General features: G+C 60.8%; 15 protein-coding genes and 1 pseudogene. 6 read left to right on the top strand and 10 right to left on the bottom strand.

The features are described 5' to 3' along the window. Position 1: 1 nt before the first annotated feature. Entirely contained in the window at positions 2-1,348 is a 1,347-nt protein-coding gene (locus BMY54_RS24675) for a hypothetical protein (RefSeq protein ID WP_093439210.1), read from the bottom strand. A gap of 418 nt (positions 1,349-1,766) precedes the next feature. Here BMY54_RS24675 and BMY54_RS24670 point away from each other — a divergent pair, with 418 nt between their 5' ends. From BMY54_RS24670 to BMY54_RS24650, 5 genes are all read left to right on the top strand, one after another. Further along, positions 1,767-3,215, top strand: a complete 1,449-nt coding sequence (locus BMY54_RS24670; RefSeq protein ID WP_093439207.1) for a sensor histidine kinase — start codon at positions 1,767-1,769, stop codon at positions 3,213-3,215. 277 nt (positions 3,216-3,492) lie between these two features. Further along, positions 3,493-6,300, top strand: a complete 2,808-nt coding sequence (locus BMY54_RS24665; RefSeq protein ID WP_093439204.1) for a multicopper oxidase domain-containing protein — start codon at positions 3,493-3,495, stop codon at positions 6,298-6,300. Then, a complete protein-coding gene (locus BMY54_RS24660; RefSeq protein WP_093439201.1) occupies positions 6,297-7,400 on the top strand; it encodes an SCO family protein in 1,104 nt (367 codons plus the stop codon). The genes BMY54_RS24665 and BMY54_RS24660 overlap by 4 nt, the downstream gene beginning before the upstream one ends. Before the next feature lie 94 nt (positions 7,401-7,494). Continuing rightward, positions 7,495-8,988, top strand: coding sequence for a sensor histidine kinase (locus tag BMY54_RS24655; RefSeq protein WP_093439198.1), 1,494 nt, complete (start codon positions 7,495-7,497; stop codon positions 8,986-8,988). Continuing rightward, positions 8,957-10,387, top strand: coding sequence for a sigma-54-dependent transcriptional regulator (locus BMY54_RS24650; RefSeq protein WP_093439195.1), 1,431 nt, complete (start codon positions 8,957-8,959; stop codon positions 10,385-10,387). The genes BMY54_RS24655 and BMY54_RS24650 overlap by 32 nt, the downstream gene beginning before the upstream one ends. A gap of 150 nt (positions 10,388-10,537) precedes the next feature. Here BMY54_RS24650 and BMY54_RS24645 read toward each other — a convergent pair whose 3' ends face one another. Next, complete coding sequence (locus BMY54_RS24645; RefSeq protein ID WP_093439192.1) at positions 10,538-10,885, bottom strand: hypothetical protein; 348 nt, start codon at positions 10,883-10,885, stop codon at positions 10,538-10,540. Positions 10,886-10,983: 98 nt separating this feature from the next. Then, positions 10,984-11,121: pseudogene (locus BMY54_RS24640) on the bottom strand (DNA-binding protein); the annotation flags it as partial. A 249-nt stretch (positions 11,122-11,370) separates the two neighbouring features. Here BMY54_RS24640 and BMY54_RS24635 point away from each other — a divergent pair. Beyond that, positions 11,371-12,168 (top strand): class I SAM-dependent methyltransferase, encoded by a 798-nt coding sequence (locus tag BMY54_RS24635; protein WP_093439186.1) that lies wholly within the window; start codon positions 11,371-11,373, stop codon positions 12,166-12,168. 128 nt (positions 12,169-12,296) lie between these two features. Here the strand turns inward: BMY54_RS24635 and BMY54_RS24630 are convergent, their stop codons facing one another. The 7 genes from BMY54_RS24630 to BMY54_RS24600 all read right to left on the bottom strand — a co-directional run bounded on the left by BMY54_RS24630 (position 12,297) and on the right by BMY54_RS24600 (position 20,038). Beyond that, positions 12,297-12,989 carry a GNAT family N-acetyltransferase gene (locus BMY54_RS24630; RefSeq protein WP_093439495.1) on the bottom strand — a complete coding sequence of 231 codons (693 nt, stop codon included), beginning with the start codon at positions 12,987-12,989 and terminating at the stop codon, positions 12,297-12,299. Positions 12,990-13,103: 114 nt separating this feature from the next. Further along, on the bottom strand, positions 13,104-13,895 hold the full coding sequence (locus tag BMY54_RS24625) for a ChbG/HpnK family deacetylase (protein WP_093439490.1): 792 nt from the start codon (positions 13,893-13,895) through the stop codon (positions 13,104-13,106). After that, entirely contained in the window at positions 13,867-15,051 is a 1,185-nt protein-coding gene (locus BMY54_RS24620; RefSeq protein ID WP_093439182.1) for a GNAT family N-acetyltransferase, read from the bottom strand. The genes BMY54_RS24625 and BMY54_RS24620 overlap by 29 nt, the downstream gene beginning before the upstream one ends. A 4-nt stretch (positions 15,052-15,055) precedes the next feature. Further along, positions 15,056-15,745, bottom strand: coding sequence for a GNAT family N-acetyltransferase (locus tag BMY54_RS24615; protein ID WP_093439486.1), 690 nt, complete (start codon positions 15,743-15,745; stop codon positions 15,056-15,058). A 68-nt stretch (positions 15,746-15,813) separates the two neighbouring features. Further along, positions 15,814-17,736, bottom strand: a complete 1,923-nt coding sequence (locus BMY54_RS24610) for a hypothetical protein (RefSeq protein WP_093439179.1) — start codon at positions 17,734-17,736, stop codon at positions 15,814-15,816. Continuing rightward, complete coding sequence (locus BMY54_RS24605) at positions 17,733-19,040, bottom strand: lipopolysaccharide biosynthesis protein (protein WP_093439482.1); 1,308 nt, start codon at positions 19,038-19,040, stop codon at positions 17,733-17,735. The genes BMY54_RS24610 and BMY54_RS24605 overlap by 4 nt, the downstream gene beginning before the upstream one ends. After that, a complete protein-coding gene (locus tag BMY54_RS24600; protein ID WP_093439176.1) occupies positions 19,037-20,038 on the bottom strand; it encodes a polysaccharide deacetylase family protein in 1,002 nt (333 codons plus the stop codon). Before BMY54_RS24600 ends, BMY54_RS24605 begins: the two co-directional genes overlap by 4 nt. Positions 20,039-20,050 lie beyond the last annotated feature (12 nt).

Here is a 20,050-nt window from a genome sequence, read left to right as displayed (position 1 = left end):
TTCATTGCACGATGACCACTTCTTCGGTGTCGCTGCCGCCGTTGGACGACGTCACGCGCACCTTGGCTGGCGGTATCGGCGAGATCCCGGTGGCCAGACTTTTCAGCGCGCCGTCGCCGCTCAGCGCACCGATGGCGGCGCCGCTGCCGGAGGTGGCGGTGAGTACGGGTGGCGAGGTTTCGTCACTGGTCGAGGCCACCACGGTGAGTTGTCCGGAGCTCAGGCTGTATTGCGCGCTCTGGATCACTACCAGGTCGGTCAGGGTCATGGGCAGGGTGGTCGGCGTGCTGCTGGCGATGGCCAGGTGGTTGTCGGCGGTCACTTGCAGGACGCTCGGGACGGTCGGGTTGGCCGACGATTGCGCATACCAGGCACCGGTGGAGTTGGCTTCGGTCATGTTCAGCACCGGGGTGAAACTGGTCACGGCGACGGTGCCGGGCGCTGGTGGGGCGAGGACGAACACGTCTTGCTGGGCGACCGGTGCGCTGGTCCCCGCCTTGCGTGAGTAAGTGCTGCGCTGGGTAATCATTGGTGTGGGTCGAACTACCGTCGACAACTTGCCGGAGACGGCAAATGTCGTCGTCCGCAGATCCAGACCATTGGGGCCTTCGATGCGGATGAAGTTGGTGTTGAACGGGCTGCCGGTCACGGCTTCTTCAAGGTTCGGATCACCGACAAACTGTTCTGCCGAGCCAGTCACCGGGTTGGTTTCGGTGTAGGGCCCGTTGAGACTGCGCAGGAACGGTCCGACGTCACCCTTGAGCGCGCCGTCGTAGGTTTTCGGTGTGCCGATGCCGATGTCGCGGGTCATGTTGATCGCGCGGCGGCCGGGCGTGTCGATGTTGAACACTTCGACGCCATACGGGTGGGTGATGACGTAGGTGCCGGCCGTAGGAATATCGACCCGGATGCGGATCCGCGCAAAGCTGATCTGATCGCCTTCCGCCGGGTCACCGCCACTGAACGCGGCTTCGATCGCCGAGCCGTAGGAGAGGTTGATGCCGCGCGCGGCGTCGACAATCGTGCCGTCAGCGGTAAACCAGAACGCCTCGTCGGGGAAGTTGCTGGGGAAAGCCAGCGGTTGGGCGTCATCGAATATGCCGGGCGCCGGCAGCAGCGAGCACATGTACGAAGGTGCGCCGGGCGTGCTCGGCACGCGAGAGCTGAGTGCTTTGGACAGGCACAGATCCAGGGTGCGACCGTGGGTGTCCTGATACCAACTGGCGAAACCGCCAGTGGCCACCGTGTACGGACCCGGGTCAACAGCAAACAAAGCGGCCTGGGCTATGCCCTGGGCCAACGCGCTCACGACCAGGACAGTCGCGGTTTTGGACAGTAAAGGGTGCATGAGTTAATCCCTCTATCGAAGTACCTGCCCCTTGGGGATGGGTCAGTTGCACAGGGCCTGTACACCTTCCATGCCAAGGTGTGGTGGATGGGCGGGAGAGGGCCGGGGTAGAGGGCTTGACGCGCAGAAGGGTCAGGTTTTTGGCCAGCGGGGAAAGGGCGTCATTCCCCAGGATTGGGGACGGTGGGGATGAACACTCATGGCCTGCCGAACACAGATCCTTGTAGGAGTGAGCCTGCTCGCGAAAGCGGACTTCCTGTGACGAAAATGTCGATTGATCTGCCGCCTTCGCGAGCAAGCTCGCTCCCACAGGGATTTGTGGTGGTTTGGGCGGTCTTATCGGGTCGATATCCCCGCATCCGGGCAAACCCCCACCCGTGGGCTATAACCCTATAGGACGTATCGGGAAGTCGCCGCCATGAACATGCAGTCGAAATCGCTTCCGGTTGAGGAGGGCACGCTACGCTTGGGTTCGCGCAAGCAACCGTTCAACCTGCTGCGCTGGTTTTCGCTGATCAGCATGGCCGTGATCGGCACCGTGGCCATCGCACTAGGCGCGGTTTCAACGCGTTTCGTGATCGAAGAAAGCGTGCAGCGCGATGCCTTGCTCACCGCGCAGTTCATCCAGGCCATCGCGTCTGCCGAAGTGCGCCACGTGTCGATTCCCAACATCCGCACGATGGGCGAGTTGCTCGATCCACGTCAGGACAAGGATTTTCCCGATGTCGACCCGCAGTCCCGGGCAGGTGCGCGCGGTGAATTTCTCGACCACATCGAACACCTGCCGGACGTGATTCTCGCCAACATTTACGCGCCGGACCGCCAGGTGATCTGGTCGACCAACCCAGCGCTCATCGGCACCAGCATCCATGCCGACGAAGACCTTGATCGCTCCTTTAACGAAAAGATTCCGGTGTCGGCCAGTTACCACGATGTCGACAAGGCCCGGGAAGAGCAGAAGTTCGTCATCCCGCCGGATTACATCTTTATCGAGAACTACATTCCGCTGTTCGACGCCGAGGGCAAGAACGTCACGGCGATGGTCGAGATCTACAAGGAACCCAAAGACCTGATCGCGCGCATGGAGCGCGGGCTGGCCCTGATCTGGCTGGCCACTGCGCTCGGCGGCGGGCTGATTTACCTGGGCCTGTACTGGATCGTCCGGCGCGCGGCGATTCTGCTCGCCGCCCAGCAAAAACAACTGATCGCCAATGAAACCTTTGTCGCACTGGGCGAGATGTCTTCTGCGGTGGCGCACAGTTTGCGCAACCCGTTGGCGACGATCCGTTCCAGCGCCGAACTGGCGCTGGAGTTCGACGCCGGCCCGGCAGAAAAGAACATCAAGGACATCATCGGCCAGGTCGACCGCATGTCGAAATGGGTGCGCGAGTTGCTGCAGTCCCTGCGTCCGCTCAACGATGACCCGGAACCGGTGAACCTGGTAGCGGCGCTGCACGAAAGCCTTGTCGCTTTTGAACAGCAGATCGCCAAGGCCGGCGTGCAGGTGGTGTTTCATCCGCAACACACGCCGATGGTGCTCAGCCAACCGGTACAACTGACGCAGATCCTCAACAGCCTGCTGGCCAACGCGCTGGAGGCGATGGACAAGGGCGGCACATTGACTGTCAGCCTCGAACCGAGTGATGACCGTGGCGTGTGCGTGGTGCTCAGTGACACGGGTAAAGGCATGAACGAAGAACAACGGACCATGGCGTTCCGGCCGTTTTTTACCACCAAGTCTGGCGGCCTCGGGGTCGGTCTGGTGCTGGTCAAACGCATCATGGAGCGCTTCGGCGGCGGCGTGACCCTCGACAGCCGCGAAGGTGAGGGCACCACCGTTCGTCTGGCGTTTCAACTGGTCCCCTGATTCACATCTTCCCCCTGTAGGAGCTGCCGAAGGCTGCGATCTATTGATCTTGATCTTAAAAACCAAGATCAAAAGATCGCAGCCTTCGGCAGCTCCTACACAGGTTTATAAACGCCGCAAAAATTTATGAACTTCCCCCATCACTGGGTGTCAAGCCCCGGTCACCGGGGAGTGGGGAAACCCGCAGACCTTCCAAGTCCCTGTTACAACTGGAAATAATTTCTTGGCGCACTAGTTGCAAAACACCATCACCCCTTCCTTGATGAGGCGGCTGGTGATGGACAGAACAACGCGTAACCCAAGCAATACCTTTCTGCTGACGCCTCTGAGTGTCTTTCTGATGTTGACCCTCGGCACCATGGCCGGCGTTCGCGCCAGTCCGATCGATGACGAACGACAGCCAGAAACCTCCGACCCGTCGGTGTACTACGACGAGCCGGCAGACGAACCGACGGCGCTCAACGCCATCCTGACCATGCCCGAGGCCAACGAAGACTCCTTCGATTTGCCCGACGGCGTCAAAGGCACCCGTGCCTCGACACGCACGGAGAACGTCCTGCCGCCGGCCGTGCAGACCAGTTTCAACTACCCCACCAACGGCAAGCCGAGCCCGCTCTATGGCGCGCAGCCGTTCACCCAGCAGTTGACCCTGTTCGAAGAGTTCGGCCCGGAAAAACTCGACCCGACCACCCCGGCCGCGCCATTGCCGTTTCCGCCCGCTGCGATCGGCCCGGCACCGGCTCAGGACCCGAACAACGTCGCCCGCAGCGCGCCACCCGGCACCGTCCTTGATGCGTTTTTGCGCCAACCGGGGCTGACGCCGTTTCCCAGCCAGTTCTCTAACGTGGTCGACCGCAACCCGTGGCAGGCGCAGATCGAAGTGTTCCTCAATCGCCACATCGGCTCGTCCGCTGAAGGCCGGCCACCAGGAAAAGGCTGGGCACACCAGCGCTGGAACGAGTTCTACCCACAGGTCGCCTATAAAACCGCGCAGACCGGCGCGCGCCTCAATGGTGGCCTGCGTGACAGCGTGCAAATGCACCATTACGCGGTGGGCGAATTCGGCCCCGGCGGCTTGTACCACAACGTCGCGGGTGTACCGCTGACTGACGGTACTGCGAAAGGCGTCGACCCGCGTTTCCACCCGGCCATGCCGGTGCAGAACCACAACGCAGTGTGGACCTTCGACGGCACGCTGCCGCCGAAACTGTTGATGGTGCGCTACGGCCAACCGGTGATGATGCGTCACTACAACGGCTTGCCGATCGATCCGTCGGCCAACCGTGGTTTCGGTCTGCACACCATCAGCACCCACGAGCACAACGGTCACGCGCCGGCAGAAAGCGACGGTTATGCCAACGCGTTCTTCTTTCCGGGGCAGTTCTATGACTATCGCTGGCCGATCCAGCTCGCCGGTTACGACAGCATCAACACCAAGGCCGAAGACCCGCGCGCGGCGTTCCCGTGCGCACCGGGCGAAACCCTGTGGGTCAACGACCTCGCACCGGCGAAGAAGACCTGTGACAACGGCACCATCAAGATCCGCGGCGACTGGCGCGAGACCATGAGCACCCACTGGTTCCATGACCACATGCTCGATTTCACCGCGCAGAACGTCTACAAGGGCAACGCGGCGATGATGAACTACTACAGCGCGCTGGATCGCGGCAACGAGTCGGTGAACGACGGCGTCAACCTGCGATTCCCCAGTGGCAGCGCCTTGCCATGGGGTAACCGTGACTACGATGTCAATCTGGTGTTCGCCGACAAGGCGTGGGATCAGGAAGGCCAGTTGTGGTTCAACCCGTTCAACACCGACGGCTTCCTCGGTGATCAGGTGCTGGTCAACTGGCAGTGGAAACCGGCCCTCGACGTGCGTGCGCGCAGTTATCGCTTCCGCATCCTCAATGGCTCGGTGTCGCGCTACTTCAAACTGGCGTTGGTGCGGGAAATCAAAGGCAGCGGCGGCGAGTTCCAAGGGCCGAAAAACTCCGGCGTGACCTACAGCCGCGTGCCGTTCCACATGATCGCCAACGACGGCAACATCATGGAGCACAGCGTGCCGTTCGACGGCAGCATGGACCTCGACGCCGATGGCGATAAACAGAACCACAACGCGATCCTGCCGACCCAGGGCATCGCCGAGCGCTTCGATATCATCGTCAACTTCTCGAAAAACGGCATCAAGCCGGGGGACAAGCTGTTTTTCGTCAACCTGCAGGCCCACGACGACGGCAAGGGACCCAAAGAGGTCATTCCGTTGGGCGACATCCTGTCGGAAAAATACCTGGCAGTGATCAAGCAGACCAGCAAAGGCCCGCAATGGGACAGAGGCGATCCGGCGGTGGGCAAGGTCTTGCAGCTCAACGTCAAGGCTTACACCGGTCAGGATCTGGCGATGAACCCGGCAGCCTACGAACCGGCGAAACCGGGCAAGGCTGAAGGGCTGGTGATGATCCCGCTGAAACTCCATCGCGACAACGCCGCCGACAAAGCCCTGCTGGCCAAGGCTCGCCACCGCACCTTCACCTTCGGCCGTTCCGACGGCACCGATGAAGCGCCGTGGACGGTCAAGACTGACGGCGGGTTCGGCTTCCACATGGACCCACGCCGACTCAATGCCTCGACCCAATTGTCCAGTGGCCCGACCGATGCCGGTGTCACCGGGTTCGGTACGCTGGAGGTGTGGAAGATCAAGGCTGGCGGCACGGGCTGGAGCCATCCGGTGCACGTGCACTTCGAGGAGGGCATTATTCTCAGTCGCGGCGGCAAGGCACCGCCGGAATGGGAAAAATGGGCGCGCAAAGATGTCTATCGGATTGGTTCTGAAGCGGATGGTCTGGACAACGTCGAGATGGCGATCAACTTCCGCGAGTTCGCCGGGACCTACATGGAGCACTGCCACAACACTCAGCATGAGGACAACTCGATGCTGCTGCGTTGGGACCTGGAGAAACCCGGTCAGCTGCAACTGATGCCAACCCCACTGCCAAGCTGGGACGGTGTGCGCTACGTCAACTCGGCCGCGCTGCCTACCTTCCGCAGCGGCGACGGTATGGGCCCACAAGTGGTGATCAAGCCATGAACCGTCGCCACGGTGACAGCCAACCCGTGCATACCCCGCGCTCCCGGGCGCTGGGCATGCACCTGGTGCTGATGCTGGTGGTCTGTGTGTTCGCCAGCCGTGTGCTGCTGGCGCATCAGGCCAGCGTCGGCGAGCCACCAGCGGCGAGCGAATCCGCCACCCCGTGGGGTGGCGACTATTTCCCCAACACCTTGCTGACCGATCAGGACGGTCAGCAGGTGCATTTCTTCGATGACCTGATCAAAGACAAAGTGGTGGTGATCAACTTCATCTTCACTTCGTGCAGCGATTCCTGCCCCTTGGAAACCGCGCGCCTGCGCCAGGTGCAAAAACTGCTCGGTGATCGGGTTGGCCAGGACATCTTTTTCTACTCGATCAGCATCGATCCGCTCAGTGATACGCCCGAAGTGCTCAAGGCCTATTCGCAGCGCTTCAAAGTCGGCCCCGGCTGGAGGTTTCTCACCGGCGAGTTCGAAGACGTCACCGACCTGCGCAAAAAACTCGGGCTGTTTATCGAAGGCGTCGACAACGGCCGCAACAAGGACCACAACCTCAGCCTGATAGTCGGCAACCAGACCACCGGGCGCTGGATGAAAGCCTCGCCGTTCGAAAACCCGTGGATCCTCGCCGATCAACTGGCCAACACCTTGCAGAACTGGAAGCAGCCAAGCATCGAGGAAAGCTACGCCAACGCCCCGGACATTCGTCCGCCGAGCAATGGCGAAGAACTGTTCCGCACCCGCTGCGCCTCCTGCCACAGCCTCGGCCCAATGGATGGCCAGGGCCTTGGCATGCGCAGCATCGGCCCTGACCTGATCGGCGTGACCCGTCACCGTGATCCGAAGTGGCTGAATCGCTGGATCCGCGAGCCGGATCGCCTGCTTGCGGAAAAAGACCCGATTGCCCAGCAACTCTACGAACAGTTCGAGCGAATTCCGATGCCCAACCTGCGTCTCGACGAGGCATCTGCGCAGTCGATCATCGATTTCCTCCGTGATGAAACCGAGCGTCAACAACCGTCCACCCCGGCCGTGGCTGACGGTGCATTGACGCCAGTAAAACCGGGCGATTCAGCCGCGACGGTGAGTCAGATGCGGTAGCGGCGAAATAGCATCATTGAACCGTGTGTCGCGGTCAGAGCCACCTACACTGATGGCAGTAACTGGCTCGATACAAAACCTCCAGGGCACTCCCATGCAGCGACTGGAAGCACAACAAACACCTGCGCCGGACACCCCGGCGGCAATGGGCAAGAGCTGGCGTGAACAGTTCAATCTGCTGCGCTGGTTCTCGCTCGCGAGTTTTTTCATCATTGCCGCCGTGGCGGTGGGCCTTGGCTATATCTCCACGCGCTTCATCGTCACTGAAAGCGTTGAGCGCGATGCGTTGCTGACGGCGCAATTCGTTCAGGCCATCGGCGCAGCGGAAATACGCCACGCCGGTATCACCCCGGCGCGCACCATGGGCGAAATGCTCGACCCGCGCCAGGACGACAACTTTCCCGATGTCGATCCCGTTGCCCATGCAGCCGCCCGCGCCGAGTTCCTCGACCATGTCCAACACCTGCCCGACGTTCTCCTGGCCACGGTGTACGCGCTGGATCGCACGGTGATCTGGTCGACCAATCCGGAACTGATCGGGGTCAAATTCGAGGATGACGACGAACTCGACGAATCGTTCGAGATGAAAGTCGCGGTGTCTTCCAGTTATCACAAGATCGACGATGAGAAACCCGAGCAGCAGTTACTGCGCGAGCCGAAGTATTTGTTCATCGAGAACTACATCCCGATGTTCAACGCCGACAAAAGCAAAGTCGTCGCCATGGTCGAGATCTACAAGGAACCGGCGGATCTGGTCGACCGCATCGACCGTGGATTCGCCTCGATCTGGGCGGCGACCTGTTTCGGTGGTGCGGCGATCTTTCTCGCGTTGTTCTGGATCGTCCGCCGCGCGGCGAAACTGCTGCAGAGCCAGCAGCAACAGTTGATCAGCAATGAAACCTTTGTCGCCCTCGGCGAGATGTCTTCGGCGGTGGCGCACAGTCTGCGTAATCCGCTGGCGACCATTCGCTCCAGCGCCGAACTGGCCCAGGAAATCGCCAGCCCCGGTGCGCAGCGCAACATCGGCGACATCATCAGCCAGGTCGATCGCATGTCGCGCTGGGTGCGCGAGTTGCTGGTGTCGCTGCGGCCGATGAACGACGACGGCGAGGCGGTGGACCTGGTGATGGCGGTCGAAGACACCGTTGGCGCCTTCGAAGCATTGATCAAACGCTGCAACGTCGAAGTGCGCTTCACTGCGCAGAATTGCGCGCCGGTCGTCAGCCAGAAGGTGCTGCTCACGCAAATCCTCAATAGCCTGTTTGCCAACGCCCTGGAAGCGATGCCCAAGGGCGGTGTGCTCAGCGTCGAATTCGAATCGCCGCAGTCCGACCGCGTGCGCCTGACCGTGAGCGACACCGGCAAGGGCATGAGCGCGCAGCAGCAACTGTTGGTGTTCAAACCGTTTTTCACCACCAAACAGGGCGGCCTCGGGGTTGGTCTGGCGTTGGTCAAAAGAATCATGGAGCGTTTTGAAGGTTCGGTCGTGCTGACCAGCCGCGAGCAGGAGGGAACCCGCGTCAGTCTCAACTTCAAAGTGGCATCGGGAGGGGAATATGGAACACAGCATTCTGCTGGTCGAGGATGACGAACTGCTGGCCGAGAATATTCAGACCTACCTGGAGCGCAAGGACTTCGAGGTGACCGTCTGCCATTCGGCCGAAGACGCGTTGGCGCAACTGGAAACCTTCATGCCCGACATTGTGCTGACCGACAACTCGCTGCCGGGCATGAGCGGTCACGACCTGATCCAGAAGCTGCGCATCAGCGCGCCGGATCTCAAAGTGATCATGATGACCGGTTACGGCAACGTCGAAGATGCGGTGGTGGCGATGAAGGAGGGCGCCTTTCACTACGTCACCAAACCGGTGGCGCTGACGGAACTCAAACTGCTGCTCGACAAGGCCCTGGCCACCGAACGGATGGAGCGCACGTTGTCGTTCTATCAGGAGCGCGAGGCGCAGAAGTCTGGGGTGCAGGCGCTTATTGGCGACTCGGCGCCGATGCAGTACCTGAAAAATACCATCGGCCAGTTGCTCGACGCCGAGCGACGCATGGCCAACACCGATCTACCGCCGGTTTTGGTGGAAGGCGAGACCGGCACCGGCAAAGAGTTGGTGGCCCGCGCGTTGCACTTCGACGGTCCGCGTAGCAAAGGGCCGTTCATTGAATTCAACTGCGCGTCGATTCCATCGAATCTGGTCGAGTCGGAGCTGTTCGGCCATGAGAAAGGTGCGTTCACCGACGCCAAGGATCGTCGCGTTGGTCTGGTGGAAGCCGCGGATGGTGGCACGCTGTTTCTGGATGAGATTGGCGAGATGGATCTGCTCTTGCAGGCGAAGATTTTGAAGTTGCTGGAGGATCGCACCATTCGCCGGGTCGGTTCGGTGAAGGAGCGCAAAGTCAATCTGCGGGTGATCAGTGCGACCAACTGCAACCTTGAACAGATGGTGCAGCAGGGCAAATTCCGCCGTGATCTGTTTTTCCGCCTGCGGATCATTTCGATCAAAGTGCCACGCCTGTATGCCCGGGGCGACGATATTCTGTTGCTGGCGCGGCACTTCCTCGCCAGTCATGGCAAACGCTACGGCAAACCAAATCTGCATTTCAGTCAGCAGGCCGAAGAGCTGCTGCTCAGTTACACCTGGCCGGGCAATGTGCGCGAGCTGCGCAACATGCTCGAGCAGACCGTGTTGCTGGCGCCCAGCGACACCATCGCTGCGCATCAGCTCAACGTGTGCATGAGCCTGGTCGACGAGCCGCCGCTGCATATTCATGAAGCACCGATGCACTACGAACCGCGTCCGGCGAGCAACACCGAATCGATGAACCTGCCGGAAGTCGAGCGCGACATGGTGCGCAAAATGCTCGACAAGACCGACTGGAACGTCACCAAATCCGCGCGCCTGCTGGGCCTGAGCCGCGACATGCTGCGCTACCGCATCGAAAAACTCGGCCTCGCCCGCCCGGATAAACGGCAGTGGTAACCCAGGCACACCGCATTTCCCCTGTAGGAGTGAGCCTGCTCGCGATAGCGGTGTGTCAGTCGACCTCTTTATTGCTGACACACCGCTATCGCGAGCAGGCTCACTCCTACAAGGGATCGGTGGTGCCGCAGATGTTGTGAGCAACCCGGATCAATGCTGCTGCCGACTCAAACACTCCAGCAAACAACCCGGATCCAGCACCTCGTCATTCACATAAATCCCGCGCTCGGCATCGTACGTGCGGATAAACACCCGCACCGTCGCGTCCGCCACAGTCGGCAGTTGTGAATCGTAGAACTCATGGTCACCCGGGATCACTACAAAATCCTGCGGCGCCGTATCGTCGTAAGGCTTGGGCGGCGTGGAACTCAGTGAATACGGGGCAGGGTGGGCGAAGGGCTGGTTCGGCCCGTAATAATTGAAATTGCTGTCCAGCGCTTGCGCCTGAGTGGCAGCGAGCAGACAGCCGGTCAACAACAGCCGATCGAGCATATGCATGGCGGCACCTGCGAGTGCGGTTTTCCCCAAGGCTATTAACTATAGCTGCCCGACATTCAAACAACCGGGTGATTGATCACATGCTCCGGTTGTGCGCAGGCCTTGAGCACATAGCCGATTGCGCGAAGAAACTCTTCGTTATCCCCATTTGCAAGAACCTGAGACAGGTATTCGTTGATGGCTTCGTCACTGTCCAGCAGTGCTATCACGTCGAAATTCGTCAAAGTCTGGCTCATGGTTAAACCTCCTTAGCCATTTTTGTGCGCGTCGGATGACTGCGCTTTGTGAGGGTATCCACGTGAGCAGAGTTGAATAGTCAGCCGTGTCCTTTATCTGTTTTGATAATTCGCCGACATTTGTAGGCCAGAACACCCTGATATGTAGGAGTTGCCGCAGGAATTGGCTTACAAGTTTGCAACAACCGCAATTGCCGGGCTGATCTAGACTCGGATCCGCTCAATCACGAGCATCGTCCGGAGTGCGCCATGGAAGTGCCTAACAATAAAACCGCCATCGAAAGCAATCGACAGGCGTGGAACGATTCCGCCCGCCATCACCAGGATTCGCCTGATTGGCAGGCCTTGCTCGGCGAAGTCGCACAGGCGGATTTCTCTTGCCTCGATGAGACCCTGAGCGGGTTGCTGGAGGTCGATGGCAAGGATGTGATTCAACTGGGCTGCAACAATGGCCGTGAGAGTCTCTCGCTGTTTGCGCTTGGTGCCAGAAGCGTGGTCGGCGTCGATCAATCGGCGGCGTTTCTAGAACAGGCCCGCGAGCTGAACAAGCGTTCACCGCACAAAGCCGAGTTCATCGAAAGCGATATCCATCATTTGCCAGCGTCCTTGCACAATCGCTTCGATGTGGCGCTGATCACCATTGGTGTTTTGAACTGGATGCCGGACATCGGCGAGTTTTTCCGCCATGTCGCTTCAACGCTGAAACCGGGCGGGAAACTGGTGATCTACGAAACCCACCCGTTTCTGGAAATGGTCGACCCGGATGGGGAAGATCCCTATCGCCTCGCGAGTTCGTACTTCCGCGCCGAGCCGTTTGTGCAGGAAGAACCGATTGTCTATGTCGGCAAGGTTGAACAGCAGGCGGCGAAGTCGTATTGGTTTGTGCACACGCTGGGGGCGATTTTCGGTGGTGCCATCGGGGCAGGGCTGAATATTGCGCACTTCAGGGAGTATGCGCATTCGAATCGGGAAGAGGCGTATGACCGGTATTTGAATCAGGAAGCGCAGCTGCCGATGTGTTTTACCTTGGTCGCCATCAAGGCCTGAAAATAATCAGCGCGGCTACCGGCCTCATCGCGAGCAGGCTCACTCCTACAGGGGAATGCATTTCAAATGTAGGAGCGAGCCTGCTCGCGAAGGCGGCCTCATGACCGCCACAACCTTTCAGAGTTGAATCAAGCCTGCGCCGCCGCACTCACCACCGGCCGCCCTGGTTTGCGCAGCGGTTCCAGACGCGAACCCTCATACCGCGTTTCGCGGAAAAACTTCCAGCGCCCGAACAGGCAGTAAACGTGCATCACGCGGCCCTGCTCGTGGTAACCCATGCGCAGATGCAGCTTCAGCGCCGGAATATTGTGCGTCTCGCAAACATCCACCACCTTGTCGCAACCCTGCGCCGCCATCGCCTCCCACAGCGCCACCTGCACGTCCACCGACAGGCTGCTGCCGAAATACGCACGGGTCATCTCACCACCGAATTCAAAGAACTCGCCGGGCTTCACCGGGAAGGTGCAGCCATAATAGTGCCGGTCGTGATAGTCGCGGATGCTGCCCCAGATAAACGCAACGGCGTGGTCATCCTTATCGAGGTACATGTGCCCGGTGTGACCCTCGGCCGCCAGTTCCGCCATGGTGCCTACCCGGTCACCAAAATGCTTGGTGAACGCGATGGCATTCTGCGGCGTGATATCGACTTTGCGTAGCCCGTCGTAAGGCCGCAGCTTGTGCGGCGGTACCGGGCTGACCAGGTCACGCTCCATCCACAACAGTTCCCAATGGAAGAACACGTAGCGTTTCCACAACGTGCCGAACGTGCGGCCGAAGCCTTTTTGCCGGATGCGCTCTTGTAGTTTTTCGATCACGCTCATGATGCCCTCCGTGGCCGCAGCCCGGGTGTGGTGGATGGTGCTTTTGTGGGTATAGATCACGCCGGCCATTTAATTTCAAAGGGCCACTTTGGAAAGTATTTCAACGTGTGTAACTCAATCGAGTGCCGTCGCCCCGCGTAGAAAATCCTTGTTCAGATCGCTATAGGAAACCCGCGCAACGCCCGTCAGCCGCTGCTCTAGCACAAGGCTCAATGACTCGTTCGGGTTGAGATAGGCGTCACCGAAATCGGCGCCGAGTTGCGTCGGGTGGGCGACGATTTCCAGCACGCCGTCGGTCGGCGCGTTGCCGTTGCGCAGGTCGATCGGCGTGCACACATAGTCGGCGGTAACGCCGGCCAGACTCTGCAAACGCCAATTGAGCAATCCCTTGAACACACGTTTGGGCAAATTGAGGTTCTGCCCCAGGTTGCGCGCCAGCCGAATCGGTACACCTTGATGCGCGGCAAACCGCGCGACGATCTCGCCGATCGGCCAGATGTTGTGCACGTGCTGGTGAGAATCGATGTGGCTGGGACGCATGCCGTGATCGACGCAGCGCTGCCACTGCGCCTGCAATTCTTCGCGTACCGCCTCGCGATCCTCGCGGCCCAGCCAGAAACTGTGGCGGGGCAGGCTGAGGTCAAACACGCCGAAGTCATCGCAAAAGGTGCGACGCGCCAGAATCCCCAGGCTCAGTGGTCGTCCGTAAGTCAGGTTGAAGTGCAGCCCGACCCGACCTTGCAACGTCGGATGCCGCGCCATGGCACACGCCGCTTCGAACGCCGGCATGTTGGCCATGGCGGTGGCAGAACTGATGACCCCAGCCTGAAACGCGGCGAAGATCACCGAATTTTCGTTCGGACTAAGGCCGAAATCGTCAGCGTTGACTATGACTTGGCGAGGCATGTTCGCCCTCCGTGGTGATCGCGACAGGTTTCGGTGTGGGTTTCGCAGGCTCGGTACGACGGGCGCGCCAGGCTTGTACGTGCGGTTTGAGGCGATGCCACAGGCGCAGGCCCAGGCCGAGCACCAGACCACTCGGCCGCCAGGAATAAAAACTCCAGCGCCAGTGCTCCAGTTGTCCGGTCATGCGTTCATGCAGTTGATGACTGGAGTTTTCCAGGCTGACCCGCGAGGCGTCGATCCAGCGCCAGTTGTCGTCCAGCCCCCAGCGAATCCATTCCTCCAGCAACACCCGGCCGCTGCCCAGATCGGCGTATTGCGGCAGGAAGGCGAGGTTGTAATCGTAGAGCCGTCCTTGCTCCAGCAGACCGAGGCGATAACTGATGCAGTGGCCATTCAGTTCCAGCGTCACCACCCGCACCAGGCCCTGGCCGGCGAGGGCGGTGAAGGCGCGCTCGATCAGTTGGCTGCTGCGTTCGCTAGCGAAAATCCCCACGCCTTCGTCGCCTTTCCAGCTCACCGCTTCGACGTCGCTGATGACCTTTAACAGCGGGCCCATGCTCAACGCATCGGGTACGATGCGCCGCACTTCGGCACCGCACGCGGCGATCCGCTTGCGTGCCCGCCGCAGCTTGTAGCGCGGGTCGCCGGAGACTTCCTGATGATCGGCCTCGCTGATCAGATGCACCGGCACCCGACAACTCAGGCGTCGTTCAGCGGTGGAACTGCGCGCCATCCATTCGGTCAGCGCACTTTCCTCACCCGCAGGTTCGGACAACTCATTGAGTTGCAGCAACGCGTGGGGCAGCCGTTGGTGAATCAACAGCAAGGCCTTGCGCATGTCTTCATGGCCAAGCAAAGACAACAGCGCCAAACGATCGGCCAGTGGATACCCCAAGTGATGCACGACCCGGAACGGCAGGCCGGCAAAGCGCTCGCGACTCGCCACCAATGGCAGGCACAGACGCAATTCGTCCGCTTCCCACCCCAGCAGAGTGTGCAAACGCTCATCCGCGCCAAGGGCCTGCTCGGCCGCGCACAACCAGCCGAGGTGGTTGAACGGCGTGTGATCCGTCACCCGCAGGCGCAGCGCTTCATACGCTGCTTCCGGGAAATCGGCGGCGCACAGCGAAGTGCGCCATTCGAATCGCGTCACCATAGACTCAGGCCGCCGTGGCTGTTACGGGTGGACGGGAAGGTTTGCGCAGCGCCTCCAGACGCGAACCGCTGTAGCGGCTTTCGCGGTAGAAACGCCAGCGACCGAACAAGGTGTACACATTCATGATGCGGTTCTGCTCGGTATAGCCCATGCGCAAGTGCAGCTTGAGCGCCGGGATGTTGTGGAATTCGCAGACGTCGACAACCTTGTCGCAACCCTGTGCAGCCATGGCTTTCCACAGCTCCAGTTGCAGATCCACCGACAACTCGCTGCCCCAGTAGGCGCGGGTCAGTTCACCGCCGAACTCGAAGAACTCGCCGGGTTTCACCGGAAACATGCAACCGTAATAGTGCCGGTCGAAATAGTCCCGCGAACTGCCCCAGATAAACGCCACGGCATCGCCCTGATCGTCCAGGTGCATGTGCCCGGTGTGACCTTCTTTGGCCAGCTCCGCCATGGTGCCGACGCGGTCGCCGAAGTAGCGCGCGAAGGCGCTGGCGTTGTCCGCCGTGATCTTCACCACCCGCAGCGGCGGGTACGGTTTGAGGTTGTGCGGCGGCACCGGGCTGACCAGATCGCGCTCCATCCACAGCAGTTCCTGATGGGAAAAGATGTAGTGTTTCCACGCTTTTTTGGCGGTAGCAGTGAGTCCTTTCTGCCGCAGGTGTTCAGTCAGTTTGCTTAGCATGTTCATGGTTTTGGCTCCTGATGACGAGGCATCGCGCGGCCACAGGCCTGCGCGGCTGAACATCAACGGACGGTTCATGAAGCGCTCCAGCCGAGGGCGAACAGGGTTTGCCCCGGCAGCTCGAAACGCACACGCCCGTCCTGGCAGGTAAACGGCGCGTCGCGACTGCGATTGTCAGCACCGAAGTAGCGCAGGGCGCCGTTGTTCAGCGGACACTTGGCGCCGGCCAGGTCTACACGTTGCAGCCGAGTGCCTTTATTTACCCCAAGCAAGCCGCGCTGATCGTCGCCGGCCATCGCCAGCACATCGACTTCAAAGGCATCGTTTTCCAGCCACAGCACTTGATGCAGCCAGTGTTGGGCTATGAATTGCTGGGCCAGGCCTACCGGCTTCAGCTCGAAGTGTTGTTCATCGGCCGAGACACGCAGCATGCCCTTGGGGTACTGCGGCTCATCGGCGGCCTGGAACCAGTTGAGCATCGTCAACAAGCCATCCTGCGACGCGTTGATCACCACCGACGCCCACCACAGCGAGGTGTAGTGGGTTTCCTGATCATAAGGGCTGAGGCTGGAGCCGCTGGACAGATTGGTCTGGTCGAGCAACAAGGCTTTGCGCGGCTGGCCTTTGCCATCGAGGCCAACCAATTCGGCCGCGCGGCGCACGCTGTCGCGATAGACGCGTGTGGCGAGCAGGTCGCGGATCATCCATTCGTGCCACGCCAGCGCGTCAACCTGATCGCCGGATTCGCTGAGCAGACGCCGTGCCCAATCGATGCCGCGCTTGTCCGCAGCGTTATTGGCAAACGGCCCGTTGACCAGCCGCGAACTGGCCGGCATGGCGATGCGCACGCCGGCCTTGGCATTGGCCGGATCGCTGCGCACCTGCCGCGCCATGCTGGTGAAAATCGCCTGATACTGCGGGTAACTGGAATAGTTGAGGTTCGGCTCATCGGCAAAACCGATGTAGTGGGTGCCCTTGCCACCCAGCGCTCGGGTGCTGGCTAACCACGCATCAAGCCCGCCGTTGCTTTGCACATCGGCGCGCAAGTCAGCCTGGCGCTGACTGCCGGCGAGCAAGGTGATGTCCTGCCTGATGCCGAAACGCTCCTGATACACCTGACGGAACGCGTCTTCGAACTGCGGATTCTTCGCCGTCACGTCGACAAAACTGTAGTAACTCGCCGCCGTCGGTTTCAGCGCATCGAGCGCGGCATGACTGGCGGGTGGCGGCATCAAGTAGGGCAGGGCGATGCCCAGATCCGGCGTGCGCCCGAGCACTTTGTCGTGCAAGACCAGATGCGTCTGACCGGCGTCTTCACGCAGCGCTTTCAGTTGCTGCGGGTTCTGCGCGAACAGGTTGGCCGTGCCATCCAGCCAGAACGCCGCTTTGCCGCTGCCTTGCAGACGCAGACGCCAGACTTGCTCGCGCTCGCTGACGGGCAGGGCGACCTGATCGAACTGCCAGTAGGCGCGATACGGTTTCAATGCCAGCGTCAGTTGCTGCTCAGCGCCGACCCGCTGTGCCTGCAACCCGCTGACACCTCCGTGAAACTTGCCCGCCAGCACCGCGTGTTCACCTGGCGCAACCTTGAAATACAACTCGTCGCCGTTGCGGGTGTCGACGCTGAAATGCACTTTCGCCGGGGCGAACAGCGCGACCGTGTGCTCGTCATGTTCGACGCGGTAATTGCGAAAGCTGTAGCCGGGAATTTCCAGTCGATAACTCGCCGCGCCGGGCAGCAGTGGCCAGCTCTGACTGCCACGAATTTCACTGGCCTTTATAAAACGATCACCTGCCAGTTTGCCCTGGCCATCGAGCAAATACAGATGCTCTTCATTGGCATCGGCCTGCCACGCCGGCGTCCAGCGCACGGTCAGCGTGTCCGGACGATCGGTTTGCAGATACAGGCTGCCGTCACGAATCTCGGCCCAGCGCATCGACGCCGCGAAGGCGTCCAGCGACAGGCCGAGACCGAACAGCAAGACCAGGCCTTTCATGCGGTTTTGCGCCGTTGCAGCATCAGCCACATCGGTGTGACGTCGCGCGGCAGAATGATCAGGGTTTGCCAGAACGGCACGTCGCTCAAACGGCAGTAAAGCACCAGCATTGCCACGGTCACCGCCAGGTAGGCAATCGACGAAGCCGCCGCCGCGCCGACGATGCCGTAAGCCGGAATCAGCACCAGATTCAGCGCCAGATTGAGCAGGGCACCGAGGCCCATCAGCAACGACACCGTGCCGGGACGATTCTTGCCCAACAGGTCCAGACGCAAAATGCTCGCGTAGCACAGGCCCAACAGCCCCGGCAGCAAGGCGAGCAGCGCCGGATACGCCGGTTGGTACGCCGCACCAAACAAGGTGACGATCAGCCATTCGCCAATCACCGCCATGGTCAGGCACGCGCCGAGCATCACCGTGGCGGTCAGGCGCAGGGCCAGCGGCGTGACCTTGTCCATGCCTTCGTCTTGCTGCAGCAGGCGTTTCATCAGTGGCGTGGTCACCGCTTCCGGGACGATCAACAGCAATTCAGCAGCGGCGCTGGCCATGGCGTAGTGACCGAGGGCGGTGCTGCCGAGCAGGGCGCCGATGAACAGGTAATCCGAACGCAGGATCACTTGCTGAAACAACAGATCCGGATGGCTGCGCGCGCTGTAGCGCAGCAGTTCGTTCTGGCTGGCGCGGTCCCATTGCAGTTGCAACGGTTGTGCGCGTTTGAGCCAGACCCAACCGACCAGCACTACCAGACTGATGCCGGCCAGCCAACTGATCAGCGCCGCTTCCAGGGCCGCGCTTTGCCACATCCAGAACAATGCGAGAAACAGCAACAGCGGCGCCAGCGACTCGACCAGGCGCAAGGCATTGAATGCGACTACGCCACCCGAGGCGTTGTGCAGTGTCAGCAGGCCGCTTTTCAATACCGTTAGCGGCACTGCCAGCAACAACAGCCAAGCGAGCAAACCGAGCTGCATCGTCACATCCAGCTCGGTGCCAAACTCACGCACCAGTGCCACCACCAGCAAGGTCAGCAACGCCGCGAGCAAACAGCCGAACACCAACACCTGACTCAGCAACAAACCCATCGGCCGCTGCTTGGCGGCCTGATAACCCACCGCCGAATTCAGGCCGCCACTGGTGGCGGCGCTGATCAGATCCGGCAGGGTGCTGAGCAACGCAAACAGCCCGCGCTCGCTCGGCCCGAGAATCCGCGCCAGCAGCACATTGCGCAGCAAACGCAGGGCGATCATCGCCAGTTTGGTGCCCATGCTCAGCGCCAAATGTTTGAGGTAATTGCTTCGGCTCATGGCCGCGCCCCGCGAAAAATCCGCCACGACAGCAATTCCGGATTACGCGCGGTGCGCTGACTGACACCGAAGCGCGGCAGGTTCAGCGGATCGCCTTCGCCGCGATAAATGCCGGTGCCGGTGCCCAGCGCAAACGGGTAATCGTGACGGGCAATCTGTTGGCGCACGCGTTCATCGTTGTCGCCATTGGGGTAGCAATACACCGGCAGCGCACGATTGCAGCCGTTGTGCAGGGCGTCACGGCTGCGGCTGATTTCTTCGCTCAGGCGCACATCGTCGAGACCGGTGAGGATGGCGTGACTGGCGCCGTGCGGACCGAAACGCACCAGCCCGGACGCCTCCAGTGCGCGCACCTGATGCCAGTCCAGCGCTTGCGGTTGCGACTCCTGCGGGCATTCATCGGTCAGCCGTTCCAGCTCCTGCGAGTCAATCGACTTCAGCCCTTGCAGGTAATGGAGCAATGCCAGGCTGCGACGGTCGACGTCGATGTCATCCAGCAGCACCGGCAACGGGTGATGCATGGCATGCAGGCATTCGATCAAATGCATCCGCGCCTTGTCGCCATGACTGCCCCACAGGGTTTCGCCAAGGCTTTCCCACCAGAAGCGCTGACGGCTGCCGATGAAATCGGTGGAGAGAAAAATGCTCGCCGGCACCTGATATTTTTGCAGCAGCGGGAAGGCGTTCACCGCGTTGTCGCGCCAGCCGTCATCGAAGGTCAATGCCACCCGTGGGCGTTCGGTACGCAGTGAGTTGGGCTGAAGGATTTCCATCAGCGGCACGCAATCGAAATGCTTGCGCAGCCACATCAGCAAATGCTCGAAGGCTTTCGGCCCTACGCAGAGTTCGTTGCGATGCGGCAGGTCGGCGGCGCGGTCGTTCGACAGCACCCGGTGCAGCATCAGGATCACCCCGGCGCCGTGCAGTTGGTTGCGGCCCATGGACGAGTTGAGATAGAGCCAGCCACTGGTGCGTTTGAGTAATTGTTTGATCGCCATGGCTTCGGTCCT

Origin of the sequence: Pseudomonas sp. ok266, from assembly GCF_900110195.1 — a bacterium.
GTDB classification, from domain to species: Bacteria; Pseudomonadota; Gammaproteobacteria; order Pseudomonadales; family Pseudomonadaceae; genus Aquipseudomonas; species Aquipseudomonas neuropathica.
The sequence above is the reverse complement of the archived record's forward strand: the minus strand, read 5'-3'. Positions and strand labels throughout refer to the sequence as shown.

Coding starts and splice junctions, on each gene's coding strand:
- BMY54_RS24605 (WP_093439482.1), bottom strand. CDS start 19,040: ATGAGCCGAAGCAATTACCTCAAACATTTGGCGCTGAGCATGGGCACC.
- BMY54_RS24625 (WP_093439490.1), bottom strand. CDS start 13,895: ATGCCTCGCCAAGTCATAGTCAACGCTGACGATTTCGGCCTTAGTCCG.
- BMY54_RS24630 (WP_093439495.1), bottom strand. CDS start 12,989: ATGAGCGTGATCGAAAAACTACAAGAGCGCATCCGGCAAAAAGGCTTC.
- BMY54_RS24600 (WP_093439176.1), bottom strand. CDS start 20,038: ATGGCGATCAAACAATTACTCAAACGCACCAGTGGCTGGCTCTATCTC.
- BMY54_RS24645 (WP_093439192.1), bottom strand. CDS start 10,885: ATGCATATGCTCGATCGGCTGTTGTTGACCGGCTGTCTGCTCGCTGCC.
- BMY54_RS24635 (WP_093439186.1), top strand. CDS start 11,371: ATGGAAGTGCCTAACAATAAAACCGCCATCGAAAGCAATCGACAGGCG.
- BMY54_RS24620 (WP_093439182.1), bottom strand. CDS start 15,051: ATGGTGACGCGATTCGAATGGCGCACTTCGCTGTGCGCCGCCGATTTC.
- BMY54_RS24665 (WP_093439204.1), top strand. CDS start 3,493: ATGGACAGAACAACGCGTAACCCAAGCAATACCTTTCTGCTGACGCCT.
- BMY54_RS24670 (WP_093439207.1), top strand. CDS start 1,767: ATGAACATGCAGTCGAAATCGCTTCCGGTTGAGGAGGGCACGCTACGC.
- BMY54_RS24655 (WP_093439198.1), top strand. CDS start 7,495: ATGCAGCGACTGGAAGCACAACAAACACCTGCGCCGGACACCCCGGCG.
- BMY54_RS24615 (WP_093439486.1), bottom strand. CDS start 15,745: ATGAACATGCTAAGCAAACTGACTGAACACCTGCGGCAGAAAGGACTC.
- BMY54_RS24610 (WP_093439179.1), bottom strand. CDS start 17,736: ATGAAAGGCCTGGTCTTGCTGTTCGGTCTCGGCCTGTCGCTGGACGCC.
- BMY54_RS24650 (WP_093439195.1), top strand. CDS start 8,957: ATGGAACACAGCATTCTGCTGGTCGAGGATGACGAACTGCTGGCCGAG.
- BMY54_RS24660 (WP_093439201.1), top strand. CDS start 6,297: ATGAACCGTCGCCACGGTGACAGCCAACCCGTGCATACCCCGCGCTCC.
- BMY54_RS24675 (WP_093439210.1), bottom strand. CDS start 1,348: ATGCACCCTTTACTGTCCAAAACCGCGACTGTCCTGGTCGTGAGCGCG.